The following is a 24,666-nucleotide window of genomic DNA, read 5'->3' as shown; positions in this document are numbered from 1 at the left end:
GGCGTTGCCGAACGTTCCTGCCCACTGGTCGGGCGCTGCTACCATTCGGACCGTCCGATCGTACGGTTGAAGGGTTTGGAGAACCGCAGTCCGCCTCGCGGATACGCGAACCACACGATGCCCGCAAGGGAAGCGACGATCAGGGCCGCGGTTACGATCAGCATTACCATCACAATGTTCATCGATTTTGACCTGGGGCAATGGGGTGACGTGAATTTCGTTTACGATTTGAAGCGCCGTGCGTTGCCGGGTGTGTCCTGCTATCTCGCGGCGCAAACCAGGGACAGCGGTAGGTCGCTATAAGTTCCGCTGCGGGTTTGGCTCAACGGCGACCGGTATGCCCGAAGCCACCGTGAGCGCGCTCGGTCGGCTCGAAGTCTTCGACCTGTTCGAATGCAACCTGAGTGATTGGCACGAAGACCATCTGGGCGATGCGCTCGCCGATGCCGATCTCGAAGGCGTCGCTGCCGCGGTTCCAGCACGAAACGAAGATCTGCCCCTGGTAATCCGAGTCTATCAGCCCGACCAGATTACCCAGCACAATGCCGTGACGGTGCCCCAGTCCCGATCGGGGCAGAATGACGGCGGCCAGATGCGGGTCGTTGATATGGATCGCAAAGCCGGTTGGGATCAGATCTGCGGCGCCGGGCTCAAGTTTCAGCGGAGCATCGAGGCAGGCGCGCAGGTCGAGTCCAGCCGAGCCATCCGTGGCGTAGTGCGGCAGCGGAATCTCGCGGCCCAGACGTTGATCGAGCAGCTTGATCTCAATTTTTTTCATCGTAGCGGTCGGCAATCAGGTCAATCAGTTGTTCGGCGATGCGTTGCTTCGGGGCCATGGGCAGATGGTGCTCGCCGTCCGCCCAGAAGACATGGAGCGCGTTCTCGTCACGGTCGAAGCCGCCCGCGGTTCCTCCGACCCAATTCGCTGCAATCATATCCAGCCGCTTCGCGGCAAGCTTGCTGCGCGCGTGCTCTTCAAGCCGATCGGTTTCGGCCGCGAAACCGACCAGGAATGGGCGGGTGGGGCCGCTCCCCAGGGTCGCGAGAACGTCCTGCGTGCGCGTCAGCTGCAAGCTCATCGCCTCCTCACCTTTCTTGATCTTTCCCGACTCGGTCACGACGGGGCGATAGTCGGCGATCGCCGCTGCGCCGACATAAATGTCATGGGTTGGTGCGCGCTCAAGAATGGCCGAGGCCATCTGCGCGGCCGTCTCGACCGGCACGTACTCGGCTACCGCCGGAACCGGCATTACGGTCGGTCCACTGACCAGCGTCACCGTAGCGCCTGCCTTCCCCGCTGCCTCAGCCAGGGCGTAGCCCATCTTGCCGGAACTGCGGTTGCTGATGAAGCGCACCGGATCGATGGGCTCCCGCGTCGGGCCCGCACTGATCAGGACCCGCCGGGCCGTGAGTCGGCCGCGAGCCAGCAGGCAGGATACCGCGGCAGTGATCTCGGCCGGTTCCAGCATGCGTCCCGGGCCGGTTTCGCCGCAGGCCTGGGCTCCGGATCCCGGGCCCAGCAAGGTGACGCCCCGTGCCGAGAGCACCGACACATTATCGCGGGTCGCGGGATGATCCCACATCGCGCGGTTCATTGCGGGTGCCACCGCGATGCGGCCCTCCGCGGCAAGGCACAGCGTCGTTAGCAGATCGTCCGCGAGCCCGATGCGCATCTTCGCGATGAAATCGGCGGTGGCCGGTGCGATCAGGATCAGTTCGGGCCAGCGCGCCAGTTCGATATGGCCCATCGCCGATTCCGTTGCCGGATCGAGCAATTCGACGTGCACGGGGTTGCCCGACAGCGCTTGAAACGTCAACGGCGCCACGAAGTCCGTCGCTGCGCCGGTCATCACGACGCGCACGGTCGCGCCCTGCTGCAGCAACAAACGCGTCAACTCCGCCGCCTTGTAGGCGGCGATACCACCGGTCACGCCGAGGAGGATGCGTCGATTTTTGAGAGTGGTCACAATGGACGGTTTGGTTGGGACGTCGGTGGTTGGTAGTCGTGGCAGGGTGCGTTGGCCCCGCCTATGCTTTTGGTTCCAATTCCCTTGAGTGAGTCGAGGCGGTCATGCGCATCACTGAATGGCCTTCCGAGGAGCGGCCTCGTGAAAAGTTGCTGGCCAAGGGGCCTGGTGCTTTGTCGGATGCCGAGTTGCTCGCAATTTTCCTGCGCACGGGCGTGAAAGGAAAGACTGCCGTCGATCTGGCGCGCGATCTGCTCAACGAGTACGGCTCGCTACGTGCCCTAATGGCGGCCGACTTGCCTCGCTTTGCTTGCAGCCCGGGACTCGGAGCGGCGAAGTACGCGCAATTGCAGGCCGTGCTGGAAATGGGGCGCCGCCACTTGGAAGAGGTTCTCCGCCGCGAGGATGTCATCACCAGCCCGCAGGCGACCCGGCAGTATCTCGCGTCCCGATTGCGGGAATACGGCCATGAGGTTTTCGCGTGCCTGTTCCTGGACAATCAGCACCGCGTTCTGGTCTACGAAGAACTGTTTACCGGGACTATCGACGGGGCGAGCGTCTATCCGCGGGAAGTCGTCAAGCGAGCCCTGAACGTGAATTGTGCGGCGGTCATCTTCGCCCATAATCACCCGTCCGGTGTCGCCGAGCCTAGCGAGGCCGACCGGCACATCACCCAGCGCTTGAAACAGGCTCTTGGCCTGATCGACGTCCGGGTATTGGATCACTTCATCATCGGCGAGGGACAGGCCTATTCGTTTGCCGAAAATGGGCTGATTTGAGCGGCGGAATCGGGCTCTCGTTGCCTGAGGAAAAGCACGTCATTTCACTGTCTGGCCACGTGCCGAAACCCCAGTCCGCTGCGGTGAGTTCAATGCTTGGGACGTGGGTGTGTGCCATCGATTTCCCATCATTGGGCGGCAAACGCTTCTGCTGAAGCCCGCGTTCCCGGGGCTGGGAGAGCCCGAAGGCGAAGCGATCGGCTCAACCAAAGGTCGCGGATCGGGGCCGCATCACCCGCGACCCCGACCGACCGAAACTTGTTGTGCGCTGGCGCCTCGTTTCAGGGCGCGGAGGGGCAGGTCACTGCCGAGCCCAGGGTGTTCAACCCGATAGAGATATTGGCATTCCAGTAGTTTGCCGCCAGCAGATCGGGTGCGTCGTCGCAGTTCAGGTCTGCCGCGATGACCGACCAGGGAGATTGGCCCACGGGATAATCGACCTTCGGCTTCAGCGTACCGTTTCCCACACCGTGGAAGACGCTGACGGTGTTGCCGGCGCCGACGTTGATCAACTCCGGATAGTTGTCGTTACCGTTCCCAACCAGGACATCCACGTTGCCGTCCAAGTCGACATCGGACAGGAAAATGGACACGGGCAAGACGCCTGCCGGGTAAAGTACCGCCGTTGCGAAACCGCCTGCAGACCTTGCGAGCAGCACACTGATGGTATCTGAAGCGTGGTTGGCGGTCACGAGGTCGAGCCGGCCGTCGTGGTTGAGGTCCGCTGCCCGGACGGAATGAACGGCGCCGCGGGCAGCGTATTGGACCTGGGGACGAAAACCGCCCGCGCGATTGTTGAGCAGTACACTGACGCTGGAACTCGCTTTGTTGCCGGTGATGATGTCGTTGTAACCGTCCTTATCCAGATCGGCGATGGTGACCGAGCGCAAGGTGTTGCCGGTCGCATAGGTTCTTTCCGTGGCTGCGAAGGTCCCGTTTCCCTGCCCCAGTCGAACACCGACATAGGAAGAGTTGCCGACGATCACCAGGTCGAGCCTGCCATCCCGGTTCACATCACCGACAGCGCCCTCATGGGGTTTCAGCACGGCTGTCGCGTAGCTAGTGGTCGCTCGGAAGGTGCCATCCCCGTTGCCGAGCCGTATGCTGAAGTTTTGCGAGTTCTGATTGGCGGTAATGAGATCGAGGGTGCCGTCGCCGTTCACGTCTCCCAGTTCCGCGGTCTTGGGACATTGGCCGACGCTGAAATCCCGCTTCGGTCGGACACTGCCATCCCCGTTCCCGAGCAAGACGCTGACGTTGTTGCCGCGGCAGTTCGCGACGACGATGTCGAGGCTCCCGTCGCCATTGACATCACCGGCGCGAACGGAGTGTGGGCGAGTGCCGGTGCCGGCGGTCGACATCGTGCCGAAGACGTCGGCCGCGGCGGCATCATCCGCGATGGCTGTCAGGGTCATGCTGAGAAACATCAGCGCCAGCGGCTTGGAAACCAGAGAGTTGGCAGATTTTGAATTCACACGGTCCTCCTTATCTCTTGCGAGGTAAACACCTACCCGGCGCCGACACATCCGCAGAGCGTCAAGGGTCATGAGCCGGAACGAACACGACCCCGCTGCGGAGCGGCCTTGGCGGGCCCACCCTTGCACACGAGACTCGAACGTCTCCCATTCTAACGGGTTAAGTCGAACTGCCAATCAGCCGTAGCCGATGCACGGCGTCAAGCGCGACCTGTCTGTTATCTTTAGCAAAAAATATACCAGTTTTGACGGCGGAAGGCGGAGCCCATAGCTTACGCCAGTTTTTGTTCTCTCCCGGATGGCCTAGCACAAAGAGTTGACGTTCTTGCGTCACGCGCTTGTTGCTGCGTGCCGAAAGTTTGTGTGGTTCCGCCGTGTCGATTGCAGGACTCGGGAAGGATAGGGCGGCGGTGTGTCGCGCTGCCGCGCGCTTTGCGGTGATCGGGACGGCCGTGTCCGGAGTGCGCCGTCGCTCCAGTGCTTCGTCGCGGTGCCAGAGCATGGAGAGCCGATTGGGATGCACCGGCCGATCCGGCGCTCCGGGCCTTGACCGCCCGAGTTTCGGCGGGATCCGTACCGAGCGATTCGGTCGTCTCGCCGCTGCGATACGGGGGCTACCATGCTTTACGATGGTGCGTCGGATGACCTCCATGGGCAGCGGGAGGCGGTTTGCGGGAATCCTGTCCGGTTGGCACTCGCAGGCTCGATTTTCGCGTGCCGAGACGGGCAGAAACCGGCCCCTTTTTGCATCGGGCTGTGACTCGTCGCGGAAGCAACACCAGCGGAGAACGTCGCTTGTGCTAGCATTCCCGTCCGCACCCGATACAGCGTCGAGAGCCGCGCCTGGTGGCGTTGCTGGCTGCTCGTGTCGGCTCGCCTATCGCACCCCCAGGCCTGGCCGTCGATCTCAAGGGATTCCGACCCGTCTATGAGTCTGCGCGCCTTGGTGCCCCGAGCTCGTTCTTGGGCTCTCGGAGCTGCGCGCTTTCACCGAGCGCCGGGAGACTGGCGCGGCGACGAGACTTTGGTGGACCGGCAGCGGGCCCCGCGATTTAAGGCGCGGGACGGGCAAGAATGGATGCGGGTCGCCGCTCCACCTTAATTGCGCTGAACCCGAACATAGGTTCAACCGGTCTGGAACGCGTGTTGCTTAATGGTATCGCCATTCGTTGCGTGCGAGCAGCGCGACGCTCGGTGGCGGTTTTTGTGCGGCGACGGATTCCAGAGCTGCCATCGCCGCCCCCGGCATTCGTGGGTGGCTGTTAATGGGATGTGTGCGGGCGATAGAAATAGTGTGCGTCGCTTCGTTGGCCGCGCGGTGGAAAGTCCGCATGGGCCTGCTCTGCGTCTGGAAAGCGTTGCACGAGATGTGATACTGTCGATGCGGTTTTCGCTCGCATACTTGAGATGCGTTCCGAACGCACCGTTCGCGAATATTAAAATCTTCCGAATCACCCGCTGATGCCGGCTTTCTTTCAGAGTGATCGGCAAAACAAGACGATACCTGTCCCCACCATGTATCAAAGACAAACCAAGAGGCTTGTATGGCTCGTGACGTAATCAAACTCCCATCTGCTGACCGCATAACTAGCTGGAAAAGCTTCAACAGACATGTCCGACCGCTTGGCTGCTCGTTCCTGAAGAGGCTTCCAGAGTTTCCTGACTCGGTACTCATCTCGGGATGCCAGCGCTCGGGTACGACGGCTTTGGCGAATGTGCTGACGCAGAGCGATGGGATGATTAACTACTATGTCAGCAAGCATGGGGAGTTGGATGCGGCATTGATACTGGCGGGTATTGTGCCTCATGATCCCCATGGTCGTTATTGTTTCCAGACGACCTACGTCAATGAATGCTACCGTGAGTACTTCGACCCGGACCTACGCTTCAAGATGATTTGGGTCATTCGTAATCCTCTTTCCGTCATTTATTCTATGACCCACAATTGGAAAGATTTTGCATTAAATGACCTATTTTTAGCGAGCGGTCGGAAGTGCATGGAGGATGGGGTAAAAAAGACGCTATCGGCTTGGATTCCTGGGGTCGTTTCCCGGATCGACAGGGCATGCTATGCCTATATCGGAAAGACTATGCATGTATTTGAGTTGATCGAAAAGCTGGGGCCGGAGACTCTCGCAGTCGTCGATTACGATCACCTCGTTCTGGACAAGTCCCGTATACTTCCGCGTCTTTATCAGTTCATCAATCTCCCCTACAACGAGAAATATGCTGACTCACTGAACCCCGGCAGTGTCAGCAAGGCCCAACAGTTCTCGACGGACGAGAAGAGCCGGATCGAAGCGCTTTGCCAGCCTATCTACCAGAGGGCGCTGGAGCTTGTGCCGGGCCACCTTCGAGCAACCGGCGCCGGGTGATTAGGGCGTCGCAACACAAAACGCACTACGTCGGCTCTGATAACCGGTGGTGCTGGGCAGTCGCCGATGCGACAGGCCCGGCGCTCGCCCTTCCCCTGGCGGGTTCTCGCGAGGTAGCCCAGCCAAGACCGCCTTGTCACGCTGTTTCGATGGCGACCTGGGGTGAGCCTCGGGGCTCATCCCGCGCAGTGGTCGCAAGATCCCAGAGCGGCAGGACCGCCCCGGCGATCGGCAGCACAACCGTCATGTGGGGCACGGCGACATTCAGCAGGTCGAGCGCCCGTTGCCATTTCCATCAGTCACCGGGCCAGTTCGCGCCCGTTCAGGCATTACCTCGCCATTTCTGGATCGCGATGTCGAAGATCGAGCCATCTGATCGTCGCATAGGTGCCGAACGAGGCGGGACGATCGTGGGAAGCGGGCTATTGCGTCCCGTGGGCGTAGGGCTTGATCTGTGCCGGGGTGGGGATGAAGCCCCAGGCCCCCGCGACGACGATGTTGCCACAAGCTGTCGACGGCTCCCTCGCCGCCTGGTTGTTCGTACAGGGACCGATGTGACTCGTTCCACCAGTCGCTCGATGTGTTCGCTGTCATGTTGGCCGGCGCACAGTTAAAATCGATTCAGCATACAAGTTCCGACGTCGTCATAGATTGATCTGCGCGGGTGGTTTTGCATCAAACAGTTATGAGGGGCGCACAAACGCCGCGCTGCGACTCGTCAATAGTGGTCTGTCCGATCGTTTGACTCACGGGGAGATTTAAGGAGTACGCAGGATGCAGCTTACGCAATTCACGGATTACTCGCTGCGAGTACTGATCTACCTGACCCGCCTGCCGGGGCCCGGAATGGCGACTGTTCCGGAGATTGCCGATCACCACGGCATCTCGCGCCATCATCTGGTCAAGGTTGTGCACAATCTCGCCCAGCAGGGGCTGATCATCACGACCCGCGGCAAGGGAGGCGGCATCCAACTGGCCCGGCCACCCCATACCATTGGCCTCGGTGACGTGGTGCGACTCACCGAGCCGCACATGGATCTGGTGGAATGTTTCGATCTGAAGACCAATCAATGCCGCATAGTCCGGGGCTGTTTCCTGAAGGCGGCTTTGCATGAGGCGCGCCGGTCATTCATGGCTGTGCTGGACAAGTACACGCTGGCTGATGCTACCCAGGCGGGATTTGGCAAGCCGGGCGAACTTTCGGTCACAGAGCCTAATCCCGGCGGTGTCGACCGCGAGCCTTAGCGTGGCTCCGATCGATTCAGGACTCCCCGCCGTGGGGGGGCTGAATCGAGTTCCACCAAAGCCAGCACAGCTTTTTTGAGAGTTTCGTGGGTCGGAGATTGCCGGAGCGCAAGCGGTGCCGGCGGCGAGCGACTCAGGGCGAGGATCCTGCGGCGGAACGGCTGTCTGCTGCGATCCGGGTCGCGACGCCGAAGTTGGCCATCGGAGGAGGTGTATCGAGCGCGACCCTTGCCCCGGGAGCGGAATGGTCCGATTCCGGGCAGGCGAACACGGTGCCCAGTCCATCAAGGGTCACTTGGCACGAGGAGGCCGAGGCCTGCCGCGTGTCGTTCAATCCCGCAGCATGAAAAGCCAAAACGCACATGCCCAATAGGATGGTTGCCCACGAAAGGAAGGAGTAACGGTCGCTGTCTCCGCCCTTGCAACTCGCATTTGCGGGGCGCGGTCCATCACGCAACCAAGTCTGGATGGGAGGAGACTGTTTCACGTTGATTCCTGAGTCCTTGCCGGTATCGATGGTGTATGTACCCATGCCCTCCGGCGGATGTTGTTCGTGGCGACGGTCCAGCCTGGAGTAAGCCGGTGGTCCGGCTCGCCGCGATGAGTCCGCCGTATCGACGGGCCACCGTTTTTTTGGGAAGGTGCCGGATCACCGCAAACTGCCTTCGGCGCCCTCGCCCCAAGTGTAGGATTCAAGCCCCGGACGCTTCCGGCGTCAATTCGTAACTTTTCCTATTGACAATCGCTTGTTCGGTAATGCGGGCATCTTCAGGCGATCGGCGCACCCTCCCGCCTGTTGTGCCGGCTTTCGTGCGCCGGGAGCGGAAATACATCAGGTAAAGCGGAGGCAAGTATGACGCGAGGCCAATCCGGCGGGGTGGTGTCTACCGCGAGCGCGGATGCCGAACACCGCCAAGCGTTTCGTGCCGTTGCTTGGGCCTCAGCGCGATCAGGTCGCGTCGTTTGCGTGCAGCGGCAGGGAGATCAAAAATCGGCATCCAACGCCGCCAGGGCCGTCCTCGACCCAGATGCGCCCATTGTGGGCCTCGACTGCCAGCCGGCAGAATGTCAAGCCGAGTCCGAAGCCGCCCACCCTGGGCGTGCCGGGATTCGACCCGCGGGCGAACCGCTCGAACATCTGCTCTCGTTGCGCCGGCGGGATGCCAATACCGTTATCTTCTATCGTCAGCGTGGCCGAATCGGCGCCGAACGTTCCTGAAACCAGGATGCGTCCCCGGCGGGGACTGAATTTGACGGCGTTGTCGAGCAAATTCGTAATGACCCGGTCAAGGAGGCTGACATCCACGAACAGGGCGGGGCCCGCGGTGGGCAAATGCACTTCACACGTCATTTCGTTGGCCTCGAATGACGGGCGAGCGCGCTCGGTGGCGTTGGTCAAGAGCTGGGCCAGATCTGTGTGTTCCGGCATCAGCTGGAGCTGTCCGCTCTCCATGCGGGAAATATCGATCAGGGAGTCGACCAGGTGTTGCAGGCGGGTGCAATGCGCATTGATGTAAGTGAAGAGCTTGATGCTCCGGGCAACTTCCGCCTCGGGCAATGTGGCGCGCAGCAGGTCGGCGGCTGCCGTGATGCCTTGCAGAGGATTACGGAGATCATGGATGACCAGATCCATCGTCTGTTGCCGCAAGCGCTGGAGCTCGAGCAGTTCCTGGTTCTCGGTTGCCAACTCGGAAACGCGGCCCGATAACTGCGTTTCCGATGAGCTGAGGTGGGTCAGGACCGTGTCCGCGCTGCGCAGACGGTGGCTGAATTTCCGCAGCATGTCGACGTCGGCCGCCGGGCTCTGCAACATCAGTTGTTGAAAGTCGTCGCGGGGCAGCCGCAAAAGAGTGAGCGCGTCCATGGCGACCACGGAGGCGGAACGGGGCAGATCGTCGAGCAAGGCCATCTCGCCGATGATCTCGCCGGCGCCACGCCGCGCCAGAAGCAGTGGAGCTTCGGCCTGTCCCTTGAAGACGGCTGCCGTACCCGACTGAATCAGATAGAGCGCATCCCCAGGCTCGCCCTCCCTGCAGATGATCTGTCCTGGAGTGCAATGCAGGGTGTAGTTGTCGGCCGACGCATGCTTGCTGATCAACTCCGCCAATCGTGCGAGGTCGCTATCGGGGCCCCCGGCAGTTTCGTCGGTCTTCAGCGCGCGGGAAGTCCGCAGTAGACCCAACTGCTCTGCGGTGACATGGGTGGCCGTCATTGTCAGAGGAACGCGTCGATCAGCGGCTGCGCAACAAAAAATGCAAAAAAAACGCTAAATTGTCGCTGTGAAATCTCGCTGACGGTATCGTCCTTTAATGCGAGGAGTCTCGCCGTTCGCGGCTGTTGAGACGGTCGGTGAGGTCCTCGTCCTCGCAGCCGATTCCACGGCCCAAACGGTCGTATACTTGGCAATCGTCGGCGGAAACGGTTTGCCGCTTTTCGCTGACATAGGTTGCCAGACACAGGACGACGGCAAGCCATGCTGCTGCATTGATATATTTCATGGGGTTGGGTCTGCTGTTTGATGCAGGTTCAACGTTGACACAAATGGCGTGGGGTCGCAATCATGTCGGGAATACGTACAGTGGCGGTACTCTGGCTGCTGTTTCTGGGAGGCTGCGGCGACCAGAATCTGCACCTAAAGGTGCATTATCGGGACGCTGCCGGCTTGGTGCCCGGCTCGCCTGTCATTAAGACCGCTGCGGTGATCGGTACGGTTGAGTCGATCGAAGCCGACCCTCGAGGCGGCGATCTGGTTGGAATCGAGATCAAGCGCTCGTTCGCGCCGGCCGCCACGGCGGCTTCACGGTTCTACCTGGTTGAACAGCCCGGAAATCCCGGAAAAAAGCAGATCGAAGTCGAGCAGGGCGAACCTGGCGGGCCGGTTCTGGCCGAGGGGAGTACGGTCGAAGGTTCGGAGCGTTTCTCGGGTCTACCGCCTTTTGGAGAATTGTTTCGGCGTTTCGGTGACGGACTCAAGGGCTTGCGCGGGCAACTGGAGCAGTTCCAGGACGAATTACGCAAGGCGCCCGATTCAGAGGAAGCCAAACGGCTGCAGGAGGAGTGGCGGCGGCTGACCGATGAACTGCAAAAGGCGCAGTCTCAGGCGGAGGAGTCCTTCAAAAAGGATCTGCTGCCAAAGCTGGAGCAGGAAACGAACCGGCTCCGGGAGCGGTTGAAGGAATACGAGAAAAATCCAGCGCCCGAAAAGAAGGAGCCGCGCACGATTTAGGTTGCCTTGGAACGCGCCGCCGCACTGGCAGGCATCGGTGGCGGGGAGTGAGCTTGCCCGCCACCACGGCACCAATGGGCGGAACTCAGTAATCGCGACGTCCGCCACCGCCGAAGTTGCGGCGGCCAGCCGACTCCTCGCGCGGGCGCGCCTCATTGACGGTGATCGAGCGTCCGCCGATCTCGCTCTGGTGCAACTGGTCGATAGCGGCTTGTCCGCCTTTCGCATCCATCATGACGAAGCCGAAACCCTTCGACTGTCCGGAAAAGCGATCGGCAATCACGCTGACCGACTGGATTTCACCGAATTGCGCGAACAATGTGCGCAGGTCTTCGTCGGTGGTGCTGTACGGCAGGTTTCCAACATACAGGTTCTTCATTCAGATAACTCCGCTTCCGAGCGATCCCGGAAAATGCAACTGCAAAATTCGGCTGATAGTCCAAGCCGCATCCTAGCCTAGGGAATTAGTTCACGGGGATGAGACCGGTCTCCCGAGAACACATCGAGGACGCTTGATTCGGAAAGGGATTGCCCAGATTCCGTGGAATTAACATCCGCAGGCGCCGGCACGGTAGCATGCGGTGTGTGGTTTGTCGAATCTGGTGCGGCTAACGGTGATGGCCTTCGTGCCACCCCGGATGATGACGGCACGCGGGCCATGACCGCTTGCCCTCACCCATACTCTCCCGGAGGGAGAGGCGCGTCGGTGTCGCTGCGCGACTCTGTCACGTGAATGCGTATTGGCTAGCAACCACCGGGGTTTGGCTCCGGATCATGCCGTCGGCAGACGGCTGCTCTCATCGCCCGCTTCCGTCGAGGTGTCGATGAGAACCGCGCGCAGGGTCAGACCGGCATCCGCCTGATCAGCCAGCCAGCCCGGTGCATCCCGCAGTCCGTCGAGCGCGGTCGTCGAATCTGGCCCGGTGATCACGGGCAGGGTATCGACATCGCCCGACGACCGAATCGCCGACAGGATATCCTGCAGCCGGATCGCGTCCGTGTCGCGCGCCAGTTGGTAGGTACCGTTCTCGCCGTCGGTGACGACCAGCAGGTTCCTGAGCTGCAGTACCGACAGTACGCCGCCGACCGACTCCCAGGGCAGGTTGACCATGTCGGCCAGGGTATGCAGCGGTATAGCGGACTCGCCACGGTAGTGGCGCAGGCCGATCAGGTACATCAGTTCCAGCGCCAGTTGCTCGATGCAGCGGATGCTGAGCTTCGGGTGCCGACTGCCGTAGTGCAGATAACGCGGGTATTGGATATGGAAGGCGATTGCGCCGCCGAGCAACAGGATCAACCAGCTGATATACAGCCACAGCATGAACAGGATGATGGCTGCGAAGCTGGAGTAGATCGCACTGTAACTCGCCGAGTTCGATACGAACGCTGCGAACAGTGATCCCACGAGCTTCCAGGTCACGCCGGCGACCAGACCGCCCCCGACCGCCGCCGGCCATTGCACGCGGGTGTTGGGAATGAACACATAGACGAAACTGAATGCCACCGAGATGAATACATAGGGCAACAGTATCTTCGTCAACAGATAGTAGAGGGTGCCGAAAGGCTCGATCGCGAGGATGTGTTGCACCCACTCGTGCTGTGCCGTCGAGGCCATCAAGCCGATGGCCGAAAACACCAGCACCGGGCCGACCAGGATCACGCTCAGATAATCACTGAAGCGGCGCGCGAAACTGCGCGCCGTTGCAACCCGCCAGATGTGGTTGAAGGTCGACTCGATTTTCTCGAGTAGCGAAATCACGGTGTAGAACAAGGTGGCGACGCCGAGCATGCCGAGTACGCCGACGCCGATGCTTTCGACGAAACCGATGATGGTTCGGGTGATTTCGGCGGATTTGTCGCCCAGCGGCTCCAGCAGTTCGAGCAACAGGGGCTCGAGCTGGTTGTGAACGCCGAAAGCCTTCAACACCGAAAAACTGACGGCCAACAAGGGCGCCAGCGAGAGCAGGCTGGTGTAGACCAGACTGGTCGCGCGTAGCGCCAGACCACCCTCGTCGTATTCGCGGCGCAGCGCCGCGATCCAGCGCTTCGCCCAGTTCAGCCAGTCATGTGTCGGGTGGTATGGATTCGGGGGCATGGCAAGCAAGACTTCGCGGTGCGGACGGTTGGGACGTGCGGCGACTCCATGAGCCAGTCCCGAAGTCTATCCCATTGGCCCGGCGAGGCGATATGGCGAGAGGAAAGGTTGCGAGCGTCGTCGGCGGGAGTGCGTGCGGGCAACTGGGCCGGTGCGCCGTCTGCAAGGTTTTGGTGATCGGCAGGGCCGACCTTGCGGCCAGGCCTGATTTCGTGGGATGTGCCCGGTTCTGCTCCGCCAGGCAAAGAGGCGCGGCCCCCGGGAGGCCGCGCCGCAGGGATGGCAGGGATGTCAGCCGCCGGTGCCGGTCAGCGGGAAGTCCAGCGTCGGGTTGCTGGGGTCATCCGTGACGAGGATCGCACGGTTTTGATGCGCCTTCCGGGTATTCGGCGCGTACTGCAACATGACCGAGCAGTCGGCCCCGGGATCCAGTGTGGCGCCGCAGGTGTTGCCGACGATACCGAAGGGGCCCGGCCGCATCAGATTGAAGCTGGTGAGGCTCAGGGCCTTGGTACCGGCATTGCGCAAGGTCAGGGTCTGCGGGTCGCTGGTGGTGCCTTTGGGCACGGTGCCGAAAGCAAAGCGCGCTTGCGAGCGAACGAGCCGGGGGGCGTCACCGAGGCCCGTGAGGGAAAGGCGAATGACTGGAACCACGGCGTCGGTAGTGAGCACGAGGCGCCCATTGAATGCCCCGCCGCGGGTCGCGGCGTAGCGGACACTGACGGTGCAGGTTGCACCGGGGTTCAACACGCCGGCGGCGGTGCAGTTTTCCTCGGTGACGCTGAAGCCGGTGCCGGTCGTTTGCACATTGCTGACGGACACGTCGGCAGTGCCGCGGTTTGTGAAAATCACGGTCTCGTCGACTGGCGTGTTGAGCGCCCGCTTGCCGAAATCCACGACTGAGCGATCGGCCTTGAGCCAGCTGCCGGTGATGTTGGCGGTGGCGGTCAGCACGACGGCCTTCGCGAGGGTGCCGTCGGCGGGAATGGCGAGGCGCCCGACCCGTGGTCCGGTGCCGCCGTTGATCTTGCCGGTGAGGTCGAACTGGCAGGAGCCGCTGGCATCGGACATCAGTCCGGAGGTGCAGGTGCCGGGTGTGTAGCCGGAAAATAGGCCGGGCGCGCCCGCATCAACCCCGAGGGCGTCCTTCGCGAAGTTGAGGTTCATGCTGCCGGTGGTAACCTGAAAGGCCACGCTCTGCGGCGTCACGTCGGCCCCTCGCTCGATGGTGCCGAAATCGACGCGGGCTGGCGTCAGCGTCGAGGCCACGTGCTCGGCGGCGGAGATCTGCGTCGGCGTCCAGCGGTCGGTGGTGTTGCCGAGGCCGAGTTGGCCTTCGGCGTTCCAGCCGAAGGACCAAACCGAGCCATCCGCCTTGATCGCGTATGCAGCTGCTTGCCCGGCGCTGATAGCGATCACGTCGCTGAGACTGCCTATCAGCTGCGGCCGGGTCTGGTTGGTCGTGTGTCCCAGCCCTAACTGCCCGAAGAAGTTGTAGCCCCACGCGTAGACATTGCCCTGACGGGTCAGCGCATACGACGAATAGCTCGACGCCGCAACGGCGACAACGTCAGTTAGGCCATCCACTAGGACAGGGACCAGACGATTCGCAAAGCCTCCGTTGCCAAGCTGTCCAAACCCGTTGGCTCCCCAGGCGTACACAGTGCCGTCGCGCTTTGCGGCGAGCGTATGGTAGCTGCCTCCGGCAATCGCAACGACATCTTCAATAGAGTCGACCTTGGTCGGGACCTCTCGCTGTGTGGTATCTCCAAGGCCGAGCTGGCCGTTCCAGTTGTAGCCCCAAGCCCAGACGCTTCCGTCGGACTTTATGGCAAGACTATGCGAAGTGCCCGTTCCAATCGTGGTAACGTCGGAGACCCCGCTCAGCTTGGTGAAAGTGGTTCGGTCTTCGGTGTCGCCGAGGCCGAGTGCCCCTGCCCAGTTTCCGCCGGAGGCCCACACTGACCCGTCCTGACCCAATGCCAGGGTGAACCCGCTAGCGGCGGCAACTTGGGTTACGCCGCTGACGCCGGGAACCTGGACCGGCGTCAAGCGGTCATCCTCGTCGCCGAGACCGAGTTGTCCAGAAAAGTTACCTCCCCAGGCCCAGAGTGTGCCGTCGTGCTTGGTCGCCACGCTGTGCTGGGATCCCATCGCGATGCGGCTTATGTCGCTGAAACCCTCAATCAGCGTGGGAGAGGTTCTGCGGTTGTAGATGTCTCCCTGCCCTAGATCTCCTGAATAGTTGCCGCCTTGCCCCATGACGGTGCCGTCCGCCCGCAATATCAGGGATGACCAGCCGCCGCCCGCCACGGCGGGCATCGTGGTTTCGGCGAACGCTGATGCGCTCAGCAGTGCCGCGCACCACAAGATGATGAATCCTCTTTTCTTCATGACGCATTCTCCTTGAGTTTCGTGCAATGGCCCGAAGCGAGGGACGCCTCGGTTGCTGCCACGAAACATAGGAAAGCTAATGGCCAGCGGCTCAGCTGGAGTTAGCGTCAAAATGACGCACGGCGTCCGACCCTATCCCTGATGTATGTCAGCTCACGCGCCGCTTGCGGGGAGGAATGCGAGACCCTGCTAGAATCAGGCGACGCAGTCGCATCCCGTTTTTCGTGGCTCTGCGTATCGATTAATCACGCTAGCCGGGAGATCGTGGTGACCGTACAACAAGAGACAAAGCCAACGGCTAGTCTTCTATCCCGCATCCGCCGTAATTTGGGATGGCGGTGGCGGAAGCTACGCAAGGCCGTGTTGCGCCGGATCGCGTTCCGGCGCCTGCGTCGGGAGGCGGAACCGGTCGCGGTGACGGATCGCTCGGCCGTGGTGTTCGCACCGCACCAGGACGACGAGACATTGGGTTGCGGTGGGCTGATCGCCGCGAAATGCCGCTTGGGTGCACCGATCATGGTGGTGTTTCTGACCGATGGCGGGGCCTGTTCGCTCGATGAGACCACGCCGGAACAGCGTGCCGAGATCAGCGCGATGCGCCGTCAGGAGGCGCTGCGGGCGCTGCATGCGCTCGGCATGCAAGCGGACGATGTGGTATTTCTCGATCTGCCGGACGGCGAACTCACGGAGCTGGACGACGCAGACCAGTTGCTGGCGGTCGAGCGGATACAGGCGGTGTTGCAGCGTGTCGCGCCCCAGGAAGTCTTTCTGCCGTTCCGCAACGATTTCCACCCCGACCATCAGGCGACGCACCGGCTGGTCAAGGCGGCCACGGCCGGTTCGGCGCGGCCCGTCGAGCTGTGGAACTACTTTGTTTGGTCGCTGTGGGAATCCAGTTGTCTGGAGGTCCTTTCGGCACGGGAAAGGTCACGGCTGGTGCGGATCGAACTGCCATCCGCTGAGCGCGGCAAGAAGCAGGCGGCCCTCGCCGCCTATCGCTCGCAGTACGAACCGGATCCTACGCGGCGCCTGATCCTGCTGCCGGACGGGTTCCTGCGTTTTTTTTCGTCGCCTCTGGAGTACTTCCTTAGGGAGTCGGGGGCGGAAGCGGGCCGTTGATGGCGAGGCGAGTGTCGGCACTCATCCGCCGGCGCGGGCCCCGCGACGGCGCCCGCGCTCGACCAGACCTTCGTGTCAGGCCGGACCCTGATCGTCCGAGCCGACGAGCTTTTCGCTCACCTCGGCCAGCTTCGCCTTGGCCGATTCCTTCAATTCGGAGGCCTTATCGGCCAGTCGCTCGGCGGTATCCTCGGCCGCATCCTCGGCCCTGTCGGCGAGGTCCTCGACTTTTTCGGCTACGTCGGCCGCGCGCTCCTTGGTTGCCGCGATCAACTGTTCAGCCGAATCCTCGATGTCCTCAACCGTTTCGGCGATCTTTTCCTTGGCGCCCTGCAGGAAGTCGCCCGCTGCTTCGGTCACCTGTTCATAGCGCTCACTGACCGCTTCCCCAGCCTCCGCGACCCGCTCCTTCACTTCGTGGACGACGATATCGGCCCTTTCCTTGAGGTCTTCCACCGCGTCACCGATCCGCCCCTTGGCTGCCTGCGCCAGCTCTGCCGCGTTTTCCGTCAGCCGTTCCGCCGTGCCTGTCACGTTGTCGGCCACCTTTCCGGCCACTTCGGTCGTGTCCTTCTTGATTTCCTCGACGACCGGGGCCGCCTTGCCCATTGCCTTGTCGAGCAATCCCTTGACGGTGGCGATCAACGATCCGATCAAGCCTTCACCCTCGTTTGCTGCCATGGTATCTCCCGCCCTCATGAATGTGATTATGGTTGTAAGTATTTGGAGCAGTTGCTTCCACGCCTAACGGGGCCAGCCCGTCGGCGTATCCCTCAGCCGAAGTCAACCGCCGCGGTAGGGTACCACACGGGCACGACAGAGACGGTGGGGGCTAGGGCTGGGTGCTTGCTTCCTATGCCGCGAGCTTCTCGGTTCAGTTCGGACAGAGACGAGTCGGACATCAGGATGGCCATGGGGCGGCGCCGGGAAGGCACCTCCGGCCTCGTGAACACCGGGCGCTTTGCGCGGTTGCGAGTAAAGCCGTGAGGGCCTTGGTTTCGCGGTTTCCTAACTCCCGGAAATCCTGCGCAGCGCGCGTTCCATCAGGCGGCGGGAGAGGTACCACGGCACCGGCCAGGGCTGGGCGAAGCTTGCCAGAGCGGCGCCGAGCCTGCGTTGTTTGAGTGCGTCGATCAGCAGACGCCATTGCAGGCGGCAGTCCACATTGATCGCGTGTTGTCGCAGTGCCGCGCGATTGCTATCGGTCAGCCCCGCCAGTTGCTCGAGGTCCCGGTCGCAATCGCGGAGATGCAGCAGGTCTTCGACGCGATGACGTTCGCTCAGCGAGTCGCTGCGGACCACGGCAACATAGCCCAGCCGGGGTACCAGCAGGAAACGTGCGCCACAGCCGATGGCTCGCGTGTACAACTCGTAGTCCTCGCCCAGGCGCATGTGCTCCTGATAGCGGAGCGCGTGACGTTCCATAAAGCTGCGCCGCATGATGGGCTGGACATAGCCCAGTTCCTTGCGGCCGCGGCTCGGCACGTTCGAGAGGACGAATTCATCGAATCCGACCAGTCGTGGTGCGCTCAATGCCTCGCCGATCAGGCTGCGGGGGGGCTGTTCCAGCGAAGCCTCATCGGCCTGCCAGACATCGTCCGCGATGAAGTCTGCGCGATCTGCGTAGGCCAGCAGCGCTGCGGTTCGTCCCGACAGAAAGAAGTCGTCCGAATCGAGCACGGCGATCCATTCAGCCCGGCTTTCGTCCATGCCCCGGTTGCGTGCGGCCGATTGGCCGCGATTCTCGGCTTGGACGATCACCTTGAGACGGCCTGTGCCGTCGTCGGCAGCGCGTGCGTTCTCGACCGTCGCGTCGCGGGAGCGGTCATCCACGACGACGACCTCGACGACCTCCGGCTCGGCCAGGGCCGAACGGATGGCGCGAGCGATCGTACCGGCGGCATTGTAGGCGGCGATGATGACCGCAACGTGTTGTGCATCCAAGAGCGATCTCCTGATCCGGTATTCGCGCAGAGCTCGAGGTTGGCCTTCCCGCCCCCTTTTCGAGAGCCGCTCAGCGGGACTGCGCAGGCGAGGCGGAGGATGCGGAGGCCGCGAGAGCTTGTCAACTCTTGAATCCCGCGATCGCCGCTGACCCCTCGGGTGTCCGATTGCGAACGTCGGGAGGAATTGCGACACTCGCCGTGGGCGCTCGGTCCCGGCGCGAGCCGCTGCAGGCCCCGTCGTCCCGGCATGCGCTCACTCTGTCAGAGAGACGCTGACTCGATTACTACGCATAGCTTAGTCAACGAGCCTGACTGGTAGCTCCCATCCTCCCGCCATGGCTGCCCTGTGGATGTTCCTCCCGTCCGGATAACGCGTGTCCATCGTCCTCACTTATGTTCAGTGCCGCGACCAAAGCCTGGTTCGACAGTAACTTTCCGGCGCCGACCGAAGTGCAGCGACGCGGCTGGCCGATTCTTGAGGCCGGTCGTCACGCCTTGTTGCTCGCCCCGACCGGCAGCGGCAAGACGTTGGCAGCTTTCCTGGCGGCAATCGATTGCCTGATCTCGGCGCCTGCTCTCGAGCCCGGCATCAAGGTGCTGTACATCTCACCATTGAAAGCGCTCGTCCACGATATCGAGCGCAATCTGCGCGCGCCGCTGGTCGGTATCTGCCGCACGGCCGAGCGGCTCGGTTTGCCGGCGCGATCCATCACGGTCGACGTCCGGACCGGCGATACGCCGCAGCGCGAGCGGTTGCGACAGGCCAGGGAGCCCGCCGATATCCTCGTCACGACGCCCGAATCGTTGTACCTGCTGCTCGGCGCAAAGGCCCGCGACAATCTTCGGGGCGTGCGTACGGTGATCGTCGACGAAGTGCATGCCCTGGCGCCGGTCAAGCGCGGCGTGCATCTGGCGTTGTCGCTGGAGCGTCTCTCGGCGCTGTGCGAAGACGATCCGCAGCGCGTCGGCCTGTCGGCGACGGTCCATCCGGCGGCCGAGGTTGCGGCCTTCCTCGGTGGCGACCGGCCGGTCGAGATCGTCGATGCCTCGGCGCCGCCGCAGCTCGACCTGCGCATCGTCATGGCGACGCCCGAAAGTGATCAGGTCGCGTCGGCGATGCCGGAGGAGCCGCTGCGCGGTGGCTCCATTCTGGGTGAGCTCTACAGCCGCGAACTGGGCCGGCCCAAAACGGAACGCGGGATCTGGCCCGCCATTTATCCGCGCCTGCTGGACGACATCCGCGCGAACCGCTCCACACTGATCTTCGTCAACAGCCGCGGTCTGTGCGAGCGACTGGCCCAGCGCCTCAATGACGAAGCCGGCGAGGATCTGGTACGGGCGCACCACGGCAGCGTGTCGCCGGCCCAGCGCGCCGAGATCGAGGACCAGCTCAAGCGGGGCGCGATTCGGGGCATCGTCGCGACCTCGTCACTGGAACTGGGCATCGACATGGGGGCCATCGACCTGGTCGTGCTGGTCGAGTCGCCCGGCTCGGTCGCGCGCGGGCTGCAGCGGGTCGGGCGCGCCGGGCATCAGGTCGGTCAAACCAGCGTCGGGCGCATCTACCCCAAGTTTCGCGGCGATCTGCTCGAATGCGCGGTGATCGGCCAGCGCATGCTGCGCGGCGAAATCGAGCCCATTCAGGTACCGCAAAACGTGCTCGACGTGCTGGCGCAGCAGGTCGTCGCCCAATGCGTGGTGCATCCCTCAACCGTCGATGAGTTGCTGCAGTGCTGTCGCCGCGCCTATCCGTACCGGACCTTGTCCCGGCCGTTGCTGGAGGCCGTGCTCGATATGCTGGCGGGGCGATACACGGAGAACGAATTCGCGGATCTGCGCCCGCTGCTGGCCTGGGATCGCGCGGCCGACCGCTTGTCGCCCCGGCGCGGCGCGGCAATGCGATCACGCCTGAACGCCGGAACGATACCCGATCGCGGCAACTACGGCGTCTACCTCGTGCCAAACGGACCGCGGGTCGGGGAACTCGACGAAGAGATGGTGTTCGAGACACGAACCGGGGACTGCGTGCTGCTCGGTGCGACGACCTGGCGGGTCGAGGAAATCACTCGCGACCGTGTCCTCGTCTCGCCGGCACCGGGCGAGCCGGGGCGGTTGCCGTTCTGGCGGGGGGACGGCCCCGGTCGCCCTGTGGTCGTGGGTCGGGCGCTGGGGGAGCTGCTCCGCGAAGTGTCCGGAAAGAATCCGGCTCAGCGCCGGAGATGGCTGCTGGAAGAGACGCCACTGGACGAACTCGCCGCGCAGAATCTCGCGGCCTACATCGACGAACAACAACAGGCCACCGGCACGCTCCCCAGCGACCGTTGCATCGTCGTCGAGCGATTCCGGGACGAACTGGGCGATTGGCGGGTTTGCATCCTGTCGCCGTTTGGGGCCCGCATCCACGGACCCTGGGCCATGGCGATACAGCACCAGCTGACCCTGCGCAGCGGCTTCGAGGTGCAGGTCATGTATACCGACGACGGCATCGTGCTTCGCCTGGCGGACGTCGACGAGTTGCCTGCGCTGGACGGGTTGCTGCCCGATCCCGACGAGGCTAGGGACGCGGTCACGGCCGAGCTGGCCAACACGGCGCTGTTCGCCGGCCTGTTCCGGGAGAATGCGGTCCGCTCGATGGTGCTGCCCCGGCGGCGGCCCGGTTCCCGCAATCCCTTGTGGGTCCAACGGCTGAAGGCCCAGGGCTTGCTGGCCGCGGTCAAGCGCTACCCGGCTTTTCCGCTGGTCCTCGAGACTTATCGCCAGGCGCTGTGCGATCAGTTCGACCTGAGCGGGTTCGAAGATCTGATGTCGGCGATCCGCAGCCGGACGGTGCAGGTGATCGAGACCGAAACGCGCACGGCATCGCCTTTCGCGCGTTCGCTGGTCTTTGCCTACGTCGCGGCCTATCTCTATGAACAGGATGCGCCGCTGGCAGAGCGCAAGGCTCAGGCGCTGACGGTCGACAGCCAACTCCTGGGTGAATTGCTGGGGCAGGCGCAGCTGCGCGAACTGCTCGACGAGCACGTGATCGATGAGATCGAACAGGATCTCCAGCATCTGGCTGACGGACGGCGGGCCCGGGATGCCGACGAACTCCACGATGTGCTCAGGCGCCTCGGTGATCTCGGTCTCGACGAGATTCGCGCCCGGTGCGTTGAGGATCCCGGGGAATGGCTGCTGTTGCTCGCTGCCGAGCGTCGGGCCTGCCAGCTCAATGTGGCTGGCGAACAGCGCTGGATCGCCGCCGAGGACGCAGGCCTGTTTCGGGATGCGCTGGGAACCGTGCCCCCCTCGGGCTTGCCGGAATCCTTCCTCGCGTCCGTAGAGCGTCCCTTGCTGCGGCTGTGCACGCGCTTTGCCCGCATGCACGGGCCCTTCGTGACCGCCCGCCTGGCCGCACGCTTCGGCCTTCGCCCCGCACAGGTCGACCCTGTCCTGAGCCTGCTCGTGGCCGAGGGCACGCTGGTGCGTGGCGAGATCCGTCCGACCGGGTCCGAAGCGGAATGGTGTGATGCGGAGGTGCTGCGACGGATCAAGCGCGGCACGGTCGCCCGGCTCAGGAACGAGGCCGCGGCGCTGGATGCGTCGGTGCTGGGCATCTTCCTGCCGCAATGGCATGGTATCGGTGCCGAGCGCGGGGGACCGCAGCGCCTGCTGGAGGTCATCGGGCAACTGGAGGGCCTGGCTTTGCCATGGAGTCTGCTCGATCGCGTTGTATTGCCGCGGCGTGCGCCGGGCTATTCGCCGGACCAGCTCGATCAACTCGCGGCGACGGGGGCGATCGTATGGGTTGGACGCAGCGCACTCGGCCCCTCGGACGGACGCATTGCGCTGTACCGCCGCGATCACGCGCGGGCTCTGATTGACCCGAAATGCGGCGAACCGCCCGATACGGCATTACACCGCGCGATCATCGACTATCTGCGCCAACGGGGCGCCTCGTTCCTGTTTGAGCTGGAATCGGCGGCGCGGGATCTCGAGGGCAGACCCACCCTGGGCGAGTTCACCGCGGCGCTGTGGGATCTGGTCTGGGCGGGCTGGCTGACCAACGACACCTTCACGCCATTGCGCGCTCTCGGCCGACGGGCGGGTTCGGCGGGCAAGTCGGGTCGACGGGGCGGTCAGGCATTGGCCGGGGGGCGCTGGTCGCTGGTGTCGCAGTTGTCCGACCCGAACACGACCGTGACGGCGCAGGCGTTCGCCCGGGCGCAGGTCTTGTTGGAACGCTACGGGCTCGTCAGTCGCGAGATCGTTCAGACCGAGGATTTCCCCGGCGGGTATGCGCCCATCCATACGGTTCTCAGGTCAATGGAAGAGGGCGGGAAGCTGCGGCGCGGTTACTTCGTCGAGGGATTGGCGGGCAGCCAGTTCGCCTACCGGGGAGCCATCGACCGCCTGCGCGCCTGTAATCCGGCCGACGAACCGGATGAAGAGTCCGTGATGCCGCACCAACTGACCGTGCTTGCGGCCCTCGATCCTGCCAATCCCTATGGTGGCTTCCTCCCCTGGCCGGAACGCGAGGAGTGCAGCGATGCGGTGCTGCGCCGTGTCCCCGGTGCCTGGGTGGTGCTGTATCGCGGCCGGCTGGCGGCGTATGCGGCACAGAATGGGCGTCAGATCACGCTGTTCGATCACGCTTCCTTCCCCGACCTGATCTGGGAAGCGGTGTTCGCGGCGCTGAACACCATCGCGATGCCGGCGCGCCGGGGCTTTCTGGTCATCGAGAAGCTGAATGGCCGGCCCGTTCACGAATCGCCGCTGTATGCAAGGTTGCGCCGCGCCGGATTCGAAAGCGACCATCGTGGGCTGGTCGCGATCCCATCACTGGGCGTGCCGACGGGCGGATCGACGAGCCCGCCTTTCGGCCGCTGACTGTGCACGGGCGTGATGGTAACCATTCCCCCCTCCTTTGCTGGGTAGTGGGAGCGGGTCGGGAGGGCGAGACCGTCCGCGGGAGGGAACCCGCAGGCTAGCCTCCAGGGACGGATTCACGGCGTGTCTCGGCTTCCCCGCCCGCTCCCGCGAGGGGGAGGCGTGAACCGTTACGGCGTGATGGGGGGCCACCATGGCCCCGCCCATGACGTTTTGGCGGCGTCAAATGGCTTGAGTCGGGTACGACTCGGGGCGATCATGCGCCATGCCGTACCGAATGATCGCTACCAAAGAAATCCGCGTCCCTTGTGTCTTCGAAGCGCCGGGAGCCATCCCGCTGAACGGAAACACCCGGGATCTGTCGGGCCAGCGGGCGACGATGCAGAGCGCGCAGTTGGCCATCGCCGCAACGCGCAAGCCGCGGCTGGGTGATACGGGAGTCCTGACGCTGAGCTTTCGTGCGCCCGGCGCGCCGCGCGAAACCCTGAAGGTTCAGGCCCGCGTGGCGCACCTGTCGGGCATTTTTCTCGGCTTGCAACTCAATTTGAATCTGCTCACCGAGCCCCAGAAAGAGGCCTTTCTGAGGTTGTTGAACAGCCGTTGAGACCCTGAAGCGCTGTCGCGGAGCGGTGGCAACGCCATCCCTGCGCGGCCTCGCGACCGGCAGCGAGGCTTGCCAATCGGTCAGTCGTCCTCGGTCTCGGACACGGTCGAAAGGATCGTACCGTCGCCGGCGACTTCGACCGTCGTTTCGACCTTTCCCTCCTTCAGTTCGATTTCGTAGCCGAACACGCTGCCGTCGGGCTTCATCAGCATCTCGGCTTCCTTGAGCTTCGCCTTCGGGTGTGCCGTTGCCAGCGCTTTCTGGACCGGCTCCGGCAGCGTGTCGACCGCCACTTCCATTTCGCTGCGGATCAGCGTGCCGTCGGCCGCGTAAAGCGCCTCCATGTCCTTTCCCTGATGTTTGAACTCGACTTCGTAGACGGTTTTACCGTCCTTCGTTTCGGTCTCGTAATCCACATCGACGGCTTGCGGGTAGGCTTTCGCGAAGGCGTCCTTGACGGCGGCGGGTGTCGTACCCTCTTCGGCCTGGGCGGCCAGCGCAGAAACCAGAATGGCCAAGGCGAGGGTGGCGGGAGCAGATTTCATGATGGCACTCCTGAGGTCATTGTGAGA

Annotated in this window: 19 protein-coding genes; 7 read left to right on the top strand and 12 right to left on the bottom strand. The window is 63.1% G+C overall.

Annotated features, from left to right (window positions below):
* Positions 1 to 38: 38 nt before the first annotated feature.
* The 3 genes from ACW73L_RS16580 to coaBC form a co-directional block, all read right to left on the bottom strand.
* Positions 39 to 182 (bottom strand): hypothetical protein, encoded by a 144-nt coding sequence (locus tag ACW73L_RS16580; RefSeq protein ID WP_498923614.1) that lies wholly within the window; start codon positions 180 to 182, stop codon positions 39 to 41.
* A 140-nt stretch (positions 183 to 322) separates the two neighbouring features.
* Entirely contained in the window at positions 323 to 778 is a 456-nt protein-coding gene (gene dut / locus ACW73L_RS16575) for a dUTP diphosphatase (RefSeq protein ID WP_498923612.1), read from the bottom strand.
* On the bottom strand, positions 765 to 1,967 hold the full coding sequence (coaBC, locus tag ACW73L_RS16570; protein ID WP_498923611.1) for a bifunctional phosphopantothenoylcysteine decarboxylase/phosphopantothenate--cysteine ligase CoaBC: 1,203 nt from the start codon (positions 1,965 to 1,967) through the stop codon (positions 765 to 767). Before coaBC ends, dut begins: the two co-directional genes overlap by 14 nt.
* A 104-nt stretch (positions 1,968 to 2,071) precedes the next feature.
* On the opposite strand from coaBC, the gene radC reads away from it, so the two are divergent.
* Positions 2,072 to 2,746, top strand: coding sequence for a RadC family protein (gene radC, locus ACW73L_RS16565; RefSeq protein ID WP_498923609.1), 675 nt, complete (start codon positions 2,072 to 2,074; stop codon positions 2,744 to 2,746).
* Positions 2,747 to 3,027: 281 nt separating this feature from the next.
* Here radC and ACW73L_RS16560 read toward each other — a convergent pair whose 3' ends face one another.
* Positions 3,028 to 4,221, bottom strand: a complete 1,194-nt coding sequence (locus tag ACW73L_RS16560) for an FG-GAP repeat domain-containing protein (RefSeq protein ID WP_498923607.1) — start codon at positions 4,219 to 4,221, stop codon at positions 3,028 to 3,030.
* Positions 4,222 to 5,957: 1,736 nt separating this feature from the next.
* On the opposite strand from ACW73L_RS16560, the gene ACW73L_RS16555 reads away from it, so the two are divergent.
* Positions 5,958 to 6,596 carry a sulfotransferase domain-containing protein gene (locus tag ACW73L_RS16555; RefSeq protein WP_498923606.1) on the top strand — a complete coding sequence of 213 codons (639 nt, stop codon included), beginning with the start codon at positions 5,958 to 5,960 and terminating at the stop codon, positions 6,594 to 6,596.
* A gap of 774 nt (positions 6,597 to 7,370) precedes the next feature.
* Positions 7,371 to 7,841: an RrF2 family transcriptional regulator gene (locus ACW73L_RS16550; RefSeq protein WP_498923604.1), complete on the top strand. Its 471-nt coding sequence runs from the start codon at positions 7,371 to 7,373 to the stop codon at positions 7,839 to 7,841.
* Positions 7,842 to 8,790: 949 nt separating this feature from the next.
* On the opposite strand, the gene ACW73L_RS16545 is transcribed toward ACW73L_RS16550, so the two are convergent.
* Together ACW73L_RS16545 and ACW73L_RS16540 are read right to left on the bottom strand one after the other, a co-directional pair.
* A complete protein-coding gene (locus tag ACW73L_RS16545) occupies positions 8,791 to 10,053 on the bottom strand; it encodes an ATP-binding protein (RefSeq protein ID WP_498923602.1) in 1,263 nt (420 codons plus the stop codon).
* Between the two features lie 94 nt (positions 10,054 to 10,147).
* Entirely contained in the window at positions 10,148 to 10,339 is a 192-nt protein-coding gene (locus tag ACW73L_RS16540; RefSeq protein ID WP_498923601.1) for a hypothetical protein, read from the bottom strand.
* Between the two features lie 62 nt (positions 10,340 to 10,401).
* On the opposite strand from ACW73L_RS16540, the gene ACW73L_RS16535 reads away from it, so the two are divergent.
* On the top strand, positions 10,402 to 11,067 hold the full coding sequence (locus ACW73L_RS16535; RefSeq protein ID WP_498923600.1) for an MlaD family protein: 666 nt from the start codon (positions 10,402 to 10,404) through the stop codon (positions 11,065 to 11,067).
* Positions 11,068 to 11,152: 85 nt separating this feature from the next.
* On the opposite strand, the gene rbp is transcribed toward ACW73L_RS16535, so the two are convergent.
* The 3 genes from rbp to ACW73L_RS16520 all read right to left on the bottom strand — a co-directional run bounded on the left by rbp (position 11,153) and on the right by ACW73L_RS16520 (position 15,556).
* Positions 11,153 to 11,446, bottom strand: a complete 294-nt coding sequence (gene rbp, locus ACW73L_RS16530) for an RNA-binding regulator (protein WP_498923598.1) — start codon at positions 11,444 to 11,446, stop codon at positions 11,153 to 11,155.
* A gap of 393 nt (positions 11,447 to 11,839) precedes the next feature.
* Positions 11,840 to 13,162, bottom strand: coding sequence for a YhjD/YihY/BrkB family envelope integrity protein (locus ACW73L_RS16525; RefSeq protein ID WP_498923596.1), 1,323 nt, complete (start codon positions 13,160 to 13,162; stop codon positions 11,840 to 11,842).
* Positions 13,163 to 13,453: 291 nt separating this feature from the next.
* Positions 13,454 to 15,556, bottom strand: coding sequence for an RCC1 domain-containing protein (locus tag ACW73L_RS16520; protein ID WP_498923594.1), 2,103 nt, complete (start codon positions 15,554 to 15,556; stop codon positions 13,454 to 13,456).
* A gap of 360 nt (positions 15,557 to 15,916) precedes the next feature.
* Here ACW73L_RS16520 and ACW73L_RS16515 point away from each other — a divergent pair, with 360 nt between their 5' ends.
* Positions 15,917 to 16,675, top strand: a complete 759-nt coding sequence (locus tag ACW73L_RS16515; RefSeq protein ID WP_498923592.1) for a PIG-L deacetylase family protein — start codon at positions 15,917 to 15,919, stop codon at positions 16,673 to 16,675.
* Between the two features lie 75 nt (positions 16,676 to 16,750).
* On the opposite strand, the gene ACW73L_RS16510 is transcribed toward ACW73L_RS16515, so the two are convergent.
* Both ACW73L_RS16510 and ACW73L_RS16505 read right to left on the bottom strand, forming a co-directional pair.
* Positions 16,751 to 17,356, bottom strand: a complete 606-nt coding sequence (locus tag ACW73L_RS16510; protein ID WP_498923591.1) for a hypothetical protein — start codon at positions 17,354 to 17,356, stop codon at positions 16,751 to 16,753.
* A 327-nt stretch (positions 17,357 to 17,683) separates the two neighbouring features.
* Positions 17,684 to 18,619 carry a glycosyltransferase family 2 protein gene (locus ACW73L_RS16505; protein ID WP_498923589.1) on the bottom strand — a complete coding sequence of 312 codons (936 nt, stop codon included), beginning with the start codon at positions 18,617 to 18,619 and terminating at the stop codon, positions 17,684 to 17,686.
* A gap of 395 nt (positions 18,620 to 19,014) precedes the next feature.
* Here ACW73L_RS16505 and ACW73L_RS16500 point away from each other — a divergent pair, with 395 nt between their 5' ends.
* Positions 19,015 to 23,490 (top strand): DEAD/DEAH box helicase, encoded by a 4,476-nt coding sequence (locus ACW73L_RS16500; RefSeq protein ID WP_498923587.1) that lies wholly within the window; start codon positions 19,015 to 19,017, stop codon positions 23,488 to 23,490.
* A 265-nt stretch (positions 23,491 to 23,755) separates the two neighbouring features.
* Positions 23,756 to 24,094, top strand: a complete 339-nt coding sequence (locus ACW73L_RS16495) for a hypothetical protein (protein WP_498923585.1) — start codon at positions 23,756 to 23,758, stop codon at positions 24,092 to 24,094.
* An 80-nt stretch (positions 24,095 to 24,174) separates the two neighbouring features.
* Here ACW73L_RS16495 and ACW73L_RS16490 read toward each other — a convergent pair whose 3' ends face one another.
* Positions 24,175 to 24,639 carry a PepSY domain-containing protein gene (locus ACW73L_RS16490; RefSeq protein ID WP_498923584.1) on the bottom strand — a complete coding sequence of 155 codons (465 nt, stop codon included), beginning with the start codon at positions 24,637 to 24,639 and terminating at the stop codon, positions 24,175 to 24,177.
* Positions 24,640 to 24,666: the final 27 nt, after the last annotated feature.

Source organism: Methylolobus aquaticus (genome assembly GCF_054172105.1).
This window is presented reverse-complemented; position numbering and strand designations above follow the sequence as displayed.